Here is a 15,114-nt window from a genome sequence, read left to right as displayed (position 1 = left end):
CAACTGCGGCTGGGCAGGCGTGGTCGCCGCGGTCGGCGGCCAGGGCGGGACCGGGTGGACTGTGCCTCGTCGGCCGGTAGCCCGGCGGGCCCCGCTGTGGCTGGCTGACGTCAGTTGGAGGTGGCTGCCGTCTCCTCGGCCGACAAGCGCAGCTGGGCAGGCCCGGTTGCCGCGGTCGATGCCGGGGCTGGTCGGACTAGGTCTCCTCGGCTGGCAGCAGGGCGGGCGCCCTCGCGGTGGCTGGCTCACGTCAGTTGGAGGTGGCTGCCGCGTTCCCGCGACCGATAATGGCGGCTGGGCAGGCGCGGATACTGCGGTCGATGCCGGGGCTGGTCGGACTATGTCTCCCCGGTCGGCAGCCGGGCGGGCGCTCTCGCTGTGGCTGGTTGGCGTCAGTTGGGGGTGGCTGCCGTCCCCTCCGCCGACGGTCGCGGCTGGGCGCGCGGTCGCTGCGGTTGGCGCCGAGCCGGGCGGGTATCCCCCCGCCGCGGCCGGCTGGCCTCCGGCGGAGGCCGCTGCCGTCGCCCCGGCCGGCTGCCGGGGTTGGGCGGCGGCCGGTGCCGCGATCGGCTGGTGTCAGGCGGAGGTTGCCGCTGCCTCCTCGGCCGACAGGCGGGGGCGGGTGGGGGTGGCCTTCAGGCGGGCGGTGGCCGGGGTGGTGGAGACCGGGTCGGCGGGGCGTCGGGTGTGCCAGTCGGTGACTGCCTGATAGGCGGCGGCCACTTCCAACAGCCGTTCCTCCTCGTAGGGTTGACCGCCGAGGATCGCACCGACCGGCACTCCGGACGCGTCGAAGCCGATCGGGAAGGCGATCTCGGGCAGCCCGAGGATGTCGAACGGCACCGGCCCGGTCTGCAGGAGCACGTCGCAGCGGCCCATGACCCCGTCCAGGACCTCCCGCAGCAGATGGTTCTTGGCCCGCTGAGCGGTGATCCACTCGTCACCGGACAGCATCAGCCCCTGGAGCCAACTCAGCAGCGAAACCCCGAACTTGGTCGGGTCGGCGCGAAGCCAGTGCCGGAAGGGCTCGGTGCGTTCGGCGAGCCGGGCCGCGTTGAAGGTGCCGGTCAGCGTCGCCCAGTCGGCGGGATAGGTGACGTCGACCAGGGTGACGCCCGAGATCGCGTCGAGCTTGTCGAGGAGCGCGCCGCGCAACTCCTTCTGCGCGCCCAGGAAGTCGGCCGGCACCCCGATCCGGGTGGCACGGCGCACCCGTACCGCACCACCGCGCGAGACGACGGGTGTCGCGGACCGGATCAGGTCGGGCACGGCCGGCAGCCCGAGCGTGCGCGGGTCCTGGGCGTCAGGGCCCGCCATGACCTGGAGCATGAGCGCCGCGTCCATGGCGTCACGGGCGAGCGGGCCGGCGTGGTCGCGGGTGAAGGAGAGCGGGATGACGCCGTGGATGGACACCCGGCCCATGGTGGGCTTCAGCCCTGTCAGGTTCTGCTGGTTGGACGGCAGCACGATGGAGCCGCCGGTCTGCGTGCCGATCGAGGAGGACGCGAGACGTCCGGCCACCGAGCAGGCGGGCCCGGTCGAGGAGCCGCCCGGATCGACCCCCGGATCCTCGGGCGTCCAGGCGTTGACCGTGGTCACCGTCCCGTTCGGCAGCGTCGCCCGGGTCGTGGCGAGCGGACCCATCTGCCCCTTGCCCAGGACGATGCCGCCGGCCGCCTTCAGCCGGGCCACGGCCGTGGCGTCCTCGTCGGGCACGAAGTCCTCGAAGATAAGGGAGTTGCAGCGCGTCGGCACACCCTTGGTGAAGTAGTTGTCCTTGATGCACAGGGGGATTCCGCGCAGCACGCCACCGGTGCCCCGCCCTCGGTCTGCCTTCCGGGCCGCCGCGAGCGCCGCGTCGCCGGTCACTTCGGCGTACGCCTGGTAGGTGGTGTCGTACCGCTCGATCCGCTCCAGGTATGCCTCGGTCAGCGTCGCCGACGTCAGTTTCCCGCGCCGCATCAGGACGACGGCCTCGGCGAGAGTGGCCTCGGAGGGGTCCCGCCGGGCGGCCTCGCGTACGTCGATGTCGGGGACGCGGGGCGTGCCGGCCGAGGCCGCGCTCGCGGGAGCGGCGCCGTGCAGTGCGAGTCCGCTCGCCACCGCCGCCGAACTCGCCAGGAAGACACGTCTGTTGAGGGCACGGCTCATCGGTCGGCCGCCTTACCGGTCCAGGCCTCGGTGATGGACGGGTAGATGAGGGGCGGCGAGGCCTGCTGCGCGTACGCGGGGCTGTCCGCGGGCGGGGTCCACCCGGATATCGCACCCGGGGTGGACGCCACGAACGACCGCAGCGAGGTGAGCACTTGGGCCCGTGTCGGCACCCCCGTCCCGGCGTCGAACGTCTCGGGAAGCAGGGAGAGATCGAAACCCGCCAGTTTGAGGCGGGTCCGTACGTAGGTGTCCAGTTCTTCGGCGGTGGGCTCGCTCAAGGGGTTCTCCCAGGTCGGCTCGTGATCGGCTGACGAGTACGGGGACTTCATCACCTGTCCGTGAAGTCCTCATTGAGCCCGTGATTCACCGGAGTTACGCCAACCTCAGCGCACCCTCAGTCCCCGACCGCCTCGTGGATCTTCGCGATCGCGGCCGGTCCCACCCGGCAGCACCCTCCGATCAGCCGCGCCCCGCCCCGGTGCCACCCCTCGACCCGCGCCGCCGCGAACGTGGACTCTCCGCTCCAGGCCCGTGCCCGCGCGTCCCACACCTCGCCGCTGTTCGGATAGACGACGACCGGCTTCCCGGTCACCCGCGCGGCGGTCTCGACCGCCGCGTCCACGTCCTGCGGGGCGCAGCAGTTCACGCCGACCGCGATGACCTCGTCGGCGTCGGCGGCCGGCGCGAAGGCCTCCGCCAGCGGCTGTCCGGCCCGCGTCCGGTCACCGGCGACGCTGTACGAAAGCCACGCCGGTACGCCGAGCCCGCGCACCGCCCGCAGCAGCGCCCTCGCCTCGTCGGTGTCCGGCACGGTCTCCAGGGCCAGCACGTCGGGAGCGGCGGCGGCCAGCACCTCCAGGCGCGGCCGGTGGAACCGCTCCAGCTCGTCGACGCTCAGCCCGTACCGCCCCCGGTACTCCGAGCCGTCCGCCAGCATCGCCCCGTACGGTCCGGCCGACGCGGCCACCCACAGCGGTCGGGTGACGCCCTTCGCGTGTGCGCGACGAGCCGCCTCACGCGCCAACTCGACACTACGAGCGAGGAGTTCGGCCGCCCGCTCGTGCGGGATCCCGTGCTTGGCGAATCCCTCGAACGTGGCCTGATAGCTGGAGGTGATCGCCACGTCCGCGCCGGCCTCGTAGTAGGCGAGGTGGGCCTCGACGATCGCCTCCGGCCGCTCCGCGAGCAGCCGCGCCGACCACAGCTCGTCGCTCAGGTCGTGCCCGGCCGATTCGAGCTGGTTGGACATGCCGCCGTCGAGGACGAGCGTGCCGGTGGTGAGAGCGGCGGCGAAGGTGCCGGTACTGCCGCTGTTGCCGGTGGTGTCGCTGGTCATGTCACGACGCTAGTCGAAGCGGATCCGAACGCCCCGGGATGTCCACCTAATGGGCATTGCGTCCCGTCGGCTCCGGAGGTCCGGGCACTGTCGCGAGGGTGCCGTGACGGACCACCGGCCGCTCGTCGTCCACGCGGACTCCCCATTGGATACGCGTTCTCCTACGGCGATGTGCGCCCGGAAGGGGAGTTGGGACGCCTCGGGGGCGGCGCACGACGGCGATCCGGGCAACTCCGCAGTGACCGTGGGCTCCTGAGCAGCCGTCGACGCGGGGCCGCCGCGGTCCCGGACGCGCCGGTGGACGGGCGAGGGACGCCTGTCCACGCCGAGCGGAACGCGTAACTCCGGTGACTCGTGTAGCTGTTGCCGTCGCAACATCCGGAATGGAGAGTGCGGGTCGATACACCGACCACAGGCCATCGGACCGGAGGCGCCCCGTGTGCGACCTGCACGACTCCAGCGACCACGACCACGCGATACAGACGGCCGACGGGCTCAGCCGTCGCAGAATCATGCAGGTACTCGGGGCCGCGGGGATCGCCACCACCGTGATGGCCGCGACCGTGGATCCGGCCATGGCGGCCACCTCCGACGAGGCGGCAGGACTCGTCGAGGCCGACGCGACCGCCTACGCCCCGCCCCAGGGGCTGGCCGAGGACTCGGCCGCCAAGCGGACCGCACTCAGCTGGATCGACCAGAACGCCTCCCGGATCACCGCGCTGAACGACGAGATCTGGGAGCACGCCGAGCTGAGCCTGCGGGAGTGGAACTCCTCCCTCGCCGAGGCCGACTTCCTGCGCAAGGCGGGCTTCGACGTCAAGTTCGGCACGGCTGGCTTCCCGACCGCCTTCACCGCCACCTACACCCGGGGCAAGGGCGGGCCGGTCATCGGTTTCAGCGGCGAGTACGACGCGCTGCCCGGCCTCTCCCAGAACAAGGGCGTGGGCGAGCACGACCCGAAGGTGTACATCCACGACCCCTTCGCCCCCGGCTACGGCCCGGGTCACGGTTGCGGACACTGCTCCCTGGGGACCGCCGCCGCGGCCGCGGCCGCCGCCGTCGCTGAAGCGGCCAGGCGCCACAAGCTCGACGTCACCGTGAAGTTCTTCGGTTCCACCGCCGAGGAGCAGCTGATCGGAAAGACGTACGCCGTCAGCAAGGGCGTATACGAAGGGCTCGACGCGTTCCTCGACTGGCACCCCTCCCCTGGAACCGGCACAGGTTGGGGCACCACCAACGCGATGACGGCCGTCACCTTCACCTTCCTCGGGGTGGCCGGGCACGGGGGCACCCCGCTGGGCAACAAGAGCGCGCTGGACGCGGCCGTGATGATGGCGACCATGTCGGAGTTCCTCCGCGAGGAGAGCATGGCCCCGTCCGCCCGGCTGCACTGGGTGATCAACAACGGCGGCGACATCCCCAACGTGACACCGGAGATAGCGGAGATCTCCTACTACGTGCGCGAGGGGAGCGTCGCCCGCGTCACCTCGCTGCTCGACAAGGTCATCGCTGTCTCGAAGGCCGCGGCGACCGCCAGTAACACCTCGGTGCAGCACAGGATCACCTCGGCGTGCTGGAACCAGCTCCCGTCCAAGGCCTTCGCCGAGCTGATGTACGACAACATGCGGCAGATCGGGCCGCCGGTCTTCTCGGCGGACGCCCAGCGGCTGGCCAAGCAGCTCCAGGCCTCGCTGGGGCTTCCGGAGTACGGCCTGCACGCCAGTGTCGGCGAGCTGGCGCCGCCCAACCCGCTCTTCCTGGGCGGCGGTTCCACCGATGTGGCCGACATCAGCTGGCAGGTGCCGACGGTCTCGATGGGAGTGGCCCTGGCACCCATCGGGTCGAAGATGCACACCTGGTCGACCGCCTCCTGCGCGGGATCGTCACCCGCCCACGCGGCGATCAAAACGGCGGCAGCCTATCTGGCCGCGACCGCCGTCGACCTCCTGGTGAAGCCGGAGCTTCTTCGGGGCATCAAGGCGGAGTTCGAACAGCGGACCAAGGGCCTGACTTGGAAGACCGCGCTGCCGGAGGGCTACGAGCCCCCGATGTACGAGCCGCCGGCCTGGTTCCTGAAGAAGACCGGGCAGCACTGGCCGCCGAAGAACATCACCTGGCCGCCGCGCCGGGTCGTCAGCAAGGAGAAGTTCGCGTCCCTCGGGCCGGCGCTGGAGCCGCAGGTCTGAGCAGGGCCTTCCCGCTTCCACGGCCACGTGCCGGACAGCGATGGCCGACCCACCGGTGCGGGCCCGCCCTCAGCCAGGGCGGGCCCGCACCGCAGGGGCGCCGGGGCGAGGGCGTCCCTCCGGTGGCCCGGTATCACCGCGTGCATGGCGTCGCGCGGCGGACGGCAATATGACGACAGGGCCTAGCCTTGAGTCATGCTCCGCGACACGTTCGACGAGGACGCCGAACTCTACGACCGTGCCCGGCCCGCCTACCCGGCCCCGCTGGTCGAGGCGCTGGTCGCCGTGGCAGGGCTGACTCCGGACAGCCGCGTCCTCGAGGTGGGTCCCGGGACCGGCCAGCTCACCGTTCCGCTGGCGCGGCTGGGCTGCCGGATCACGGCCGTCGAGCTGGGACCCGCGCTCGCGGCGGTCACCCGGCGCAACCTGCGGCCCTTCCCGAACGCCCGCGTCGAACTGTCGGCCTTCGAGGAGTGGAGCCTCCCGCCGGAGCCCTTCGACCTGGTGGTGAGCGCCACCGCCTTCCACTGGATCGACCCGGCGGTACGAGTCCCCAAGGCGACGGACGCCCTCGCCCCGGGCGGCATCCTTGCCCTCGTCACCACCAGGCATGTGGCGGGCGGCAGTTGGGACCAGGACTTCTGCGACCGGATCCAACGCTGCTACGAACGCTGGGACCCCGCCACCACTCCGGGCCTGCGCATGCCGGACGAGTCCGACCTCATCCCCGACACCGGCGAACTGGACCGCTCCGACCGGCTCGACACGGTGCGGACCCGGCGCTTCGGCCAGGAGATCACGTACTCCGCCCCCGCCTACCTCGACCTCCTGCGCACCTTCTCCAACCACCGCGCCCTGGACCCCACCGCGCTGACCGGCCTGCTCCGCTGCGTCACGGACCTGATCGAGGACCACAACGGAGGCAGCGTCACCAAGCGCACGATCCACGACCTCATCACGGGCCACCGCGTGGCCTGAGAGATCGCCAGGCACGGGCACGGCTGACTTCCGATCCCCGGCCCCTCGACGGCGCCGTTCAGACGGTCAGTTCCGTACGTACGGTCCCGGTGGGGAGGGCAGAGAGGGCGGGGGAGCGGAGGGAATGGCGGATGAACCACTCGGTGCCGAGCAGCCGTGCCCGCTCCGACTCCGCGAGGCCGGCGACCAGCCCGGGGGCGGCTCCCCGTGCCACCTCGGTGCGGTGGGCCAGTAGCGCCGCGATCTTCCGCTCCAGCCAGGGACGCACATCGACGGTCGCGCTGATCCACTCGTCCGGAACACTGTGCAACGACTTGCCCGCGGCGGCCAGATGTCCGCCCCACACCCGCAGGGCGGAGTGCGGGTGCGTGGCCAGGTACAGGGCGCTCGGCCGCCAGGGGGCACCGGCCTCCGGGTACAGCCGTTCAAGCCCGGCCGCCTCGACCGCGAGCACGGTCACCCGGTGGGTGTGCACGTGGTCCGGATGGCCGGTCAGCCCGCCGTACGCGTCATGGGTGACGACGATCTCCGGTCGGAACTCCCGCAGCGCCGCGACCAGTTGACGTACCGCCTCGTCCAGCGGTGCGTCCCGGAAGCGCGCCCGGCCGGGGGCGGACCGCGGCACCCGGTCGTCGGCGTAGCCGAGCAGCCGTGGGCGGCCCGCGCCGAGGATCCGCAGCGCCTCGGCCAGTTCCCCGGCGCGCGGGGTGTCCGCGGCCCAGGTCGCCGTGACCACCGCGGTGCGCGCGCCCGCGGCGGCATGGCGGGCGAGCACTCCGCCCGCCGACAGGGACTCGTCGTCCGGGTGGGCGAAAACCCCGAGCAGGCTCGGCGCGGACACCGGCGGTCACCTCCTGGAGACGAAAGCCCGGATCCCAAGAGGTCCCAAGCGATCCCAAGCGATCCCGCGCGATTCCCCGCGATCCCTGGTGATCCCCGGCGGGCGGGGGAGCCCCCGTCTCAACCGTCGAAACGACGCCGGGACTCTTCAATGTGGCCGAGGTACTGATGGGTCCAGCCGCACATGCCGTCGACCGTCGCCCGGAGTCCCTGGCCCGGCACCGTGAGGGTGTACTCGACGCGGGGCGGCACGGTGGGGTGCACGCACCGGTCGACCAGGCCGTAGCGCTCCAGCATGCGCAGGTTCTGGGTGAGCATCTTGTGGCTGATGCCCTCGACCTCACCCCGCAGCTCGCTGAAGCGCAGGGTGCGCTCTCCCAGGGCCTCGATGATCAGGAGTGCCCATTTGTTGGCGACGTCGGAGAAGATCTCCCGCGCCAGGGTGTCCGCCCGCCGCAGGTCCGCCTCGTCGCGCGAGCCGCTGAACTGCTTGGTCACCATGAGGTTCCCCAGTCACTGAAAAGTGCGTTCTTCCATGTCAGGGCTCACTCTCCTACGGTTCCCGAGTAACCACAAGAGAGCACGAGCCCGGCGTGACCGAACTCGTGCGACGAGGAGGCGGACAGTATGGCCATCACCCTGGTGAACCCCGACGGACTTCCGGCGATCGACGTGATGCGGCAGGTGTCGATCGCGACGGGAACAAAAATGATCTTCGTTGCCGGACAGGTCTCCTGGGACGCCGACGGGGTCACGGTGGGCGAGGGAGATCTCGCCGCCCAGGTCGAGCGGAGCTACCTCAACGCAGGCACCGCCCTGGCCGCGGCTGGCGCCTCCTTCGACGACGCCGTGAAGCTGACCGTCTACGTCGTCGACTGGACCGCCGACAAGATGCCCTTCTTCCTGGAGGGCGTCTCCCGCGCGGCGGCGAAGCTGGGGATCACCCCGATGGCACCGGCCTCGCTCATCGGCGTGGCGACGCTGGACATCCCCGACCACCTGGTCGAGGTCGAGGTCACCGCGATCCTCGACTGACCACGCCCGCCGGGGGTGTGGAGAGCGCGAGCGGCGGATCAGACGCTCCGCACATGGCCCAGCAGCTCGCGAACGTGCCGGGTCGCGGGGCGGCCGGGCCCACGGGGGCCCGAGGCATCCCCGAACCGGCCACACGTGGCGGCCCGAAGGGATCGCCCCAAGGCCGTTCGAGCGGTGGACCTCAAGGACCCGTCCCGTCAGACCCGTTGACCTCGCCATGGCAACCGCTTACCTTTTCGGCGGCCGCACGTTCGTCATCGCAGATACCGTTCGATATGCCGGACAAATGGACGGTGGGCGGTGGATGGGCGGAGGGACGAAATGACGGACGGGTGGCCGCCGCATGAGCCGCCCGCCCCTCTCAAGGAGTGTGTGTGAAATGAGACGTGTGTACGCCGTCCTCGTCGCCCTCTGTCTGGCACTCACCGCCGCACTCGCGACCGCCGGACCGGCAGCCGCGGCACCCCAGACGATCGCCAACGGCACCCAGTTCACCGACACTTCGGGCAGCTCACTGCACGCCCACGGCGGCGGGGTCCTCAAGGTCGGCAGCTACTACTACTGGTTCGGCGAGCACCGCAACGCCGACAACACCTTCCAGTACGTGGACGCCTACCGTTCAACCGACCTGAAGAACTGGGAGTTCCGCAACCACGTCCTGACCCGGTCCAGCGCGAGCGAACTGGCGAGCGCCAACATCGAGCGTCCCAAGGTCATGTACAACGCGTCCACCGGCAAGTTCGTGATGTGGATGCACAAGGAGAACGGCACCGACTACGCCGAGGCGCGTGCCGCGGTCGCCGTGTCCGACACCGTCGACGGCAACTACACCTGGCAGGGCAGTTTCCGCCCGCTCGGCACCCACATGTCCCGCGACATCACGGTCTTCGTCGACACCGACGGCACGGGCTACATGATCTCCGCCGCCCGGGAGAACTACGACCTCCAGATCTACCGGCTCACCGCCGACTACACCGGCATCGCCGCCCTGGTCGCCGACCCCTGGCACGGCGGACACCGCGAGGCACCTGCCCTCTTCAAGCGCAACGGCGTCTACTTCATGCTGACTTCGGGTGCCACGGGCTGGAGCCCGAACCAGCAGCAGTACGCGACGGCCACCAGCATCACCGGCCCGTGGACCGCCATGACGAACGTCGGCGACTCGACGACCTACGGCTCGCAGACCGCGTACGTCCTTCCCGTGCAGGGCACTTCGGGCACCTCGTACCTCTATATGGGCGACCGCTGGGGCAACTCCTTCGGCGGCACCGTCAACGACTCCCGTTACGTGTGGCTGCCGTTGACCTTCCCGAGCTCGACCACGATGTCCATGGCCTGGTCGCCCGAGGTCACCCTCGACACCACCGCGGGGACGGTCGTCGGGACCGGCGCCACCTACCAGACGCTCATCGCCCGGCACTCCGCCCGGTGCGCCGACGTGACCAGCCAGTCGCTCTGGCAGGGCGCCCAGATCAAGCAGTACGACTGCAACGGCGGCAACAACCAGAGGTACTGGTTCAAGTCGGTCGGCAGCGGCTACCACCAACTCGTCGTCCGCAACAGCTCGCTCTGCCTGACCGAGGGCGCCACCGACGTCACCCAGGAGAACTGCACCGGCGCCACCAACCAGCAGTGGACGGTCACCGCCTCGGGCGGTTACAGCACCCTCAGGTCCCGGGCGAGCGGCGAGTGCCTCGACGTGAACGGCGCGTCCACCGCCAACTCCGCCGCGGTGATCACGTACACCTGCAACGGAGCGACCAACCAGCAGTGGACACGCGGCGGTTGACGGCGACCGGGTGTTGACGATCGTGTGAAGTCGAGGCCCGACTACTAGAAAGCGCTTTCCCGGCGCGGTACGGTCCAGCGGCCAAGACCTGTGGTCCTGCCGTCCTATCGCTCTGCCGTCCTGCTGTCCTGCCTACCCGTCGTCCCGTCGTCCCGTTGGAGGAGTCGCATGAGACGTTTCAGCATTGTCGTGCTGGCAGTGGTGACAGCCGCCGGCGCGCTGTCGGTCGCACCCGCGGGGGCGTCCGAGGGGCCGGGCGTCCCCGGTCTTGAGGACTGCTCCGCCAGTGCCTGTCACTTCGACGTCGAGCCCGGCACGTACGACGTCCGTGTGGTCCTCGGTGGCGACGCGGCCGCCAGTACGAGCGTCAGCGGCGAGACGCGTCGCTCGCTGCTCCCGGAGACCGCCACCGAGGCCGGCAGGCCCGTGACCCGCGTTTTCACGGTCGACGTCCGCACTCCCGAGGGTGAACCGAAGGGCCCCGCGGGATCACCCGGGTTCGACCTGGTGCTCGGCGGTTCGGCGCCCGCCCTGGCCGGGATCCGGGTGACGCCGGCCCACCCCCGCACCCGGCAGATCCTGCTGGTGGGCGACTCCACGGTCTGCGACCAGCCCGGCGATCCGTACTCGGGCTGGGGCCAGCAACTGCCGCAGTACCTCCGCCGTGGGGTCTCGGTCGCCAACTACGCGGATTCCGGGGAGAGTACGGTCAGCTATCTCGCCGACCCGGCACTCTTCCCGACCGTTCAGCCGCTGATCCGCCGGCACGACCTGGTCCTCATCCAGCTCGCCCACAACGACAAGACGACCGTAATGCCTTCATCTTTGCTTCGTTTCTTGAAGGCCGGGTGTCGGGCGGAGCAGTCCGAGTCCGACTGCCCGCACGGTTGCGGTTACGACGTGGGTGAAAAGGCCGCCCGCGACCTCCTGCCGAACCCGGCCGCTCCGTCACCTCGATCGCCAAGCTGTTGAACGTCTCCCCGGGCACCCTCTACAACCACATCCCCGATTTGCGGGAACCGCGTGCGTCGACGCTGGCCCAGGTGAAGACGATGATCGTCCGACTGTGCCACGTCTCGTACACGGTGGAGGGCACGTGGCGGCTGCTGAGGAGGCACGGCTGGTCCTGGCAGCAGCCTGCTCGACGCGCGATCGGGCGCGATCGAGCGCGATGGAGCTATGGGAACCGGAGGTCTGGCAGCGGGTAAGAGGCGCCGCCATGGAGACCCGTTTGGTGCCCGCGGCGGTGATCCTCACGACCGGGGTGCGGCCCCGGCGGCCCCAGGTGCGGCCCTTGGGCGGCCTCAGGCCCTGACCTGCCTCGTCCTCGAAGCAGAGCCAGGCGCCCAGGTCCGCCGCCTTCTTTTTATGACGGGCCACTGCTCGTCCTTCCAGGTGGCGATTTTCGACTCGTCCCGCTCGGTGGCCCTGCGGGCCGGGACCTGCACGCTCCAGCCGATGCGGTGCAGCAGCAGATCCAGCCCGGCCAGGGTGTACTCGACCCCGAACTGGCGGCGCACGACCTCACCGATGCGGGCCAGCGTCCAGCACTGGTCATTCCAGCAGCACACGGCCGGACCGGCCTCCAACACCGCCTCCAAAGCACGCAGTTGACCGGCGCTGAGCTTGCAGCGGGCGCCGCCGGGGCCTTGGAGACCAGCGCCTGGCGGCCGCCCGAGGCCAGGGCCCGACGCCAGCGGTTCGCCGGCATCCGGGTCACCCGGAACCGCCGGGCCACCTCGCAGTCACTGACCCCCGCCTCGATCAAGTCCGCTGCCGCGAGCCGGACTTGCTCACGCCGATCGCGCTCCTCGGCCGTCAGCCACCGCCATCGGGATACCTCACCCCTCCGGCATAGCGCAGCCGACGCCAACCGTCACGACCAGACGTAACCCGCACCGTTAAAGATCTCTCGAGGGCGTCTGAAAAGCCTGTCATCGGGCTGGTCTTGCGATGCGGCGGACGAGGAGCATGGCCATGGTGAGGTAGATGGCGTTCTCCGAGCAGACGCGCAGGTACTCGTAGTCTTTGGACAGGCGGCGGCATCGTCCCAGTCAGGCAAACGTCCGCTCTACCACCCAACGTCGCGGGACCACGGCGAAGAGAGGCACCGCTGGAGGCGGTTCTCCCACCCGGGTCCAGGTTGAGCGGAATTCTCCGTCGCGGCGCTGCACGACCTCCACGGTGATGCCGGTGGCCTCCCGGGCCCAGGCATGGAAGTCGGCGCCGCGGTAACCCTGGTCAGCCCACACATGCCGCAGAAGCGGAAAGGTGTCGGCAGCCCGAGAGAGCAACACAACGACGCCATCCCGATCGCCGACGCTCGCCGGGCTCACACATGCCACCAGGACGGTGCCGCGGGTATCGACGAGTAAGTGGCGTTTGATGCCGCTGACCTTCTTGCCGCCGTCGTAGCCGTGCAGGCCACCGCGCTCACTGGCCCGCACGCTCTGGCTGTCCACGACGGCCGCACTGGGAGAGTGGGTTCACGGCTGAGCTGTGCCCGCTCGCGTTCCCGCAGAGCTATCAACATTCGTTCCCACACGCCCTCTTGCTGCCACCGGCGCCAGTAGTGGTAGACCGTCTGCCACGGAGGCAGGTCATGCGGCGGCGGTCTCCAGGCGCAGCTGGCCCGCAGCCAGTACACCAGTGCGTTGAGGATCTCCCGTCGTGTATGTTTTGCCGGCCGTCCACCGGGCCTGACTGCCGGAACCAGCGGACAGAGGATCGCCCACTCCGCATCGGACAGATCCGTCGAGTAACGGGTACGCAGCCCGCACACCCCAACCCCCGGGACGGGGGCGGTAGATCAGTCGGGACGGTTGTCCGGATTTGTAGCAGGCCAGGGCTGCGATCGACAAGCGGCGGCGGGAACGGCCGCGGACCCGCACGATCGGTGTGTGGCCGCGCCGGGACCAGGTGCGGTGGTGGGCGGCGTCATCGAGAAGCCGGCCTCGTCTCGAACACGAGCCAGGCGTCGAGCGCCCAGCGACTGGTATCCCCTCTTCCCCAACCCCGTAGTCGCCGAGTCTCTCCTGGACCGGCTCATCAACACCAGCCACCAGGTCATCATGAACGGCCCCAGCTACCGCCCCAACAAGCGCCCGAAGAGCCCCACCGACAAGAACGGCAGGACCCCAACCAAGAAGGAAAACCGGTGGACGCTGTCGGGATACTGCCGTCATGGCCGTCACCCAGCAACTCGCCCGCGTCTCGGCGGAATATCTGTCCGCCTGCCGTCAGTCAGCCGGAACATCGACCGATGGAGATCCCCATTGGGATCCGTCGTCGGCGGATGTCCTGGACCTGGACTGGGCGCCAGCCATGTTGGAACGCGTCTGCGAGCTGGCAGGTCTCGACGGTGTCCATCTGGCTGCTCTTCGGCAAGCCACCGAGGGAGACTCGGTGATCGATCTCGGTTTCCTCAACACGCACCCGCATGCCATCGGTCCCTTCGGACCGCCTCCCGCTGCGCTTCTTGAAGCTCAAGTGGACCGCGTCTCGGAACTGCTCGGCCAAATCGACTTTTCGGCCGTCCTGGCCGTCCTGCCGACCGAAGACACCGAAGCCGCTTCCTTGATCGGCCATGGGGCGGACAAGATCGTCGGCGGCCCGAGGAAGTACCTGTTGGGGCACTTCAATGCCCTGCACGAGTTCTACCTTGCCGCATCCCAACGGCACCTCCTCCTCGTGCTCTGGTGGGACTGACCCCGGACTTCAGAGTCGGCTCACGACCCAGCACCTGGGGAATTACGTGACGTTCCGGCTGGGGAATTACGCGAACGTCCACACCCCGGAGGCATCGACAACAGGAGGGGGAAGTCATGCCGGGCCTGAAGGCCCCATTGTGGAGCCACGAAGAAGGTAACGGGGGCGGTCCGCATGCCTACATCTGTGCGCCGTCGTTGCCTGGTCGGAAGCTCCCTTTGGGCGGAACGGACCTTGGCGACGGGTGGTCCGCCTACACGGCTGGTGGCGACGGCGAGATGAGTCGGTGTGGGCCGAACGGCTCGGTTACGAGGTCGGCGATGGAAAGTTCTCCGGGTCTTTCCCGACGGTCGATGAGCGGACAGTGATTTGCTTCATCTTGTTGATCTTTTGGGTTTGCGAGCGTTTGCGAGTGATCTCTTTGGGATTCCCTGGTCTTCCCATGTCCTCTAGATCGCTAACCGTGTTCCTTTCCTTTACCTTCTCAATGCGGTGTTTGGGTGGATTTACTCGACTTGGTGTCGCCGGGATGTGATTGACGAGAAGTGCCCCTCCGGGCTTTGCTCACCCAGCTGTGAGAGACCTGTAAAGAGCAAGGTGGGGGCTATGTGGTGGGGTGGGGGGCGTCGCGCTGTCGGCGTGCGTGCAAGCGGCAGACGGGTGCCGGTGGGAACCTGGGTCTTGGCGTCGGTACTTCTCGTGCCCCTGATGGGTGCAGCGAATGCCCAGGCGGGCCCCGCGACAGCCTCGGATATCCCATCGGCGACGTCTGGTACGGGCGACCTATCGCCCGAGGCCGCCGCTGCACAAAAGGCCGCGGAATCCGGTTCACCCGTTGAGGTAAGTGCGGAGACGACTCCCACGCAACTCGTCACGGCCCAGCCGGACGGCACGTTTACCGTCGGGTTTGATCCGGTACCGGTGCGTGTGAAGAAGGCGTCCGGGTGGATCCCGGTCGACACCAACTTGGAGACCACCCCGTCCGGTGAGGTCGTACCGAAAGCCTCCGCGGCTGACGTCACTTTCTCCGGGGGCGGTTCCCAGGACGCGCTGGCGAGCATCACCCGGGACGGAAAGACCTACCGCGT

General features: G+C 69.6%; 12 protein-coding genes and 5 pseudogenes. 8 read left to right on the top strand and 9 right to left on the bottom strand.

All coding sequences use genetic code 11. The features are described from left to right. Positions 1 to 576: 576 nt before the first annotated feature. From ACIP79_RS21675 to mmuM, 3 genes are all read right to left on the bottom strand, one after another. Complete coding sequence (locus ACIP79_RS21675; RefSeq protein WP_401225687.1) at positions 577 to 2,151, bottom strand: amidase; 1,575 nt, start codon at positions 2,149 to 2,151, stop codon at positions 577 to 579. Next, positions 2,148 to 2,432 carry a hypothetical protein gene (locus tag ACIP79_RS21670; protein ID WP_401225684.1) on the bottom strand — a complete coding sequence of 95 codons (285 nt, stop codon included), beginning with the start codon at positions 2,430 to 2,432 and terminating at the stop codon, positions 2,148 to 2,150. Before ACIP79_RS21670 ends, ACIP79_RS21675 begins: the two co-directional genes overlap by 4 nt. A gap of 116 nt (positions 2,433 to 2,548) precedes the next feature. Further along, positions 2,549 to 3,490, bottom strand: coding sequence for a homocysteine S-methyltransferase (gene mmuM / locus ACIP79_RS21665; protein ID WP_401225682.1), 942 nt, complete (start codon positions 3,488 to 3,490; stop codon positions 2,549 to 2,551). 103 nt (positions 3,491 to 3,593) lie between these two features. Between mmuM and ACIP79_RS21660 the strand changes: the two are divergent. From ACIP79_RS21660 to ACIP79_RS21650, 3 genes and pseudogenes are all read left to right on the top strand, one after another. After that, positions 3,594 to 3,746, top strand: a pseudogene (locus ACIP79_RS21660) (beta-1,3-glucanase family protein); the annotation flags it as partial. A 181-nt stretch (positions 3,747 to 3,927) separates the two neighbouring features. Continuing rightward, on the top strand, positions 3,928 to 5,676 hold the full coding sequence (locus tag ACIP79_RS21655) for an amidohydrolase (protein ID WP_401225679.1): 1,749 nt from the start codon (positions 3,928 to 3,930) through the stop codon (positions 5,674 to 5,676). Between the two features lie 195 nt (positions 5,677 to 5,871). Then, on the top strand, positions 5,872 to 6,654 hold the full coding sequence (locus tag ACIP79_RS21650) for a class I SAM-dependent methyltransferase (RefSeq protein ID WP_401225677.1): 783 nt from the start codon (positions 5,872 to 5,874) through the stop codon (positions 6,652 to 6,654). Between the two features lie 58 nt (positions 6,655 to 6,712). Here the strand turns inward: ACIP79_RS21650 and ACIP79_RS21645 are convergent, their stop codons facing one another. Next, positions 6,713 to 7,495: a PIG-L deacetylase family protein gene (locus ACIP79_RS21645; RefSeq protein WP_401225674.1), complete on the bottom strand. Its 783-nt coding sequence runs from the start codon at positions 7,493 to 7,495 to the stop codon at positions 6,713 to 6,715. Between the two features lie 119 nt (positions 7,496 to 7,614). Next, entirely contained in the window at positions 7,615 to 7,995 is a 381-nt protein-coding gene (locus ACIP79_RS21640) for a winged helix-turn-helix transcriptional regulator (protein ID WP_383683995.1), read from the bottom strand. A gap of 126 nt (positions 7,996 to 8,121) precedes the next feature. Here ACIP79_RS21640 and ACIP79_RS21635 point away from each other — a divergent pair, with 126 nt between their 5' ends. From ACIP79_RS21635 to ACIP79_RS21620, 4 genes and pseudogenes are all read left to right on the top strand, one after another. Continuing rightward, positions 8,122 to 8,529, top strand: a complete 408-nt coding sequence (locus ACIP79_RS21635) for a RidA family protein (protein ID WP_401225672.1) — start codon at positions 8,122 to 8,124, stop codon at positions 8,527 to 8,529. Positions 8,530 to 8,908: 379 nt separating this feature from the next. Next, on the top strand, positions 8,909 to 10,318 hold the full coding sequence (locus tag ACIP79_RS21630; protein WP_401225670.1) for an RICIN domain-containing protein: 1,410 nt from the start codon (positions 8,909 to 8,911) through the stop codon (positions 10,316 to 10,318). Positions 10,319 to 10,486: 168 nt separating this feature from the next. Further along, positions 10,487 to 11,128 (top strand): annotated as a pseudogene (locus ACIP79_RS21625) (carbohydrate esterase); the annotation flags it as partial. Positions 11,129 to 11,370: 242 nt separating this feature from the next. Continuing rightward, entirely contained in the window at positions 11,371 to 11,526 is a 156-nt protein-coding gene (locus ACIP79_RS21620) for a winged helix-turn-helix domain-containing protein (protein WP_401226254.1), read from the top strand. 96 nt (positions 11,527 to 11,622) lie between these two features. On the opposite strand, the gene ACIP79_RS21615 is transcribed toward ACIP79_RS21620, so the two are convergent. The 4 genes and pseudogenes from ACIP79_RS21615 to ACIP79_RS21600 all read right to left on the bottom strand — a co-directional run. Continuing rightward, entirely contained in the window at positions 11,623 to 11,910 is a 288-nt protein-coding gene (locus tag ACIP79_RS21615; RefSeq protein WP_401226252.1) for a winged helix-turn-helix domain-containing protein, read from the bottom strand. Between the two features lie 125 nt (positions 11,911 to 12,035). After that, a pseudogene (locus ACIP79_RS21610) lies at positions 12,036 to 12,086 on the bottom strand (hypothetical protein); the annotation flags it as partial. Between the two features lie 166 nt (positions 12,087 to 12,252). After that, positions 12,253 to 13,100 (bottom strand): annotated as a pseudogene (locus tag ACIP79_RS21605) (IS5 family transposase). Positions 13,101 to 13,110: 10 nt separating this feature from the next. Next, positions 13,111 to 13,259, bottom strand: a pseudogene (locus tag ACIP79_RS21600) (DDE endonuclease); the annotation flags it as partial. Positions 13,260 to 13,501: 242 nt separating this feature from the next. Between ACIP79_RS21600 and ACIP79_RS21595 the strand changes: the two are divergent. Further along, positions 13,502 to 14,026: a DUF1877 domain-containing protein gene (locus ACIP79_RS21595; RefSeq protein WP_401225668.1), complete on the top strand. Its 525-nt coding sequence runs from the start codon at positions 13,502 to 13,504 to the stop codon at positions 14,024 to 14,026. Positions 14,027 to 15,114: the final 1,088 nt, after the last annotated feature.

The sequence above is a fragment of the Streptomyces sp. NPDC088747 genome, assembly GCF_044751025.1.
In the GTDB taxonomy this organism is placed as follows: Bacteria; Actinomycetota; Actinomycetes; order Streptomycetales; family Streptomycetaceae; genus Streptomyces.
This window is presented reverse-complemented; position numbering and strand designations above follow the sequence as displayed.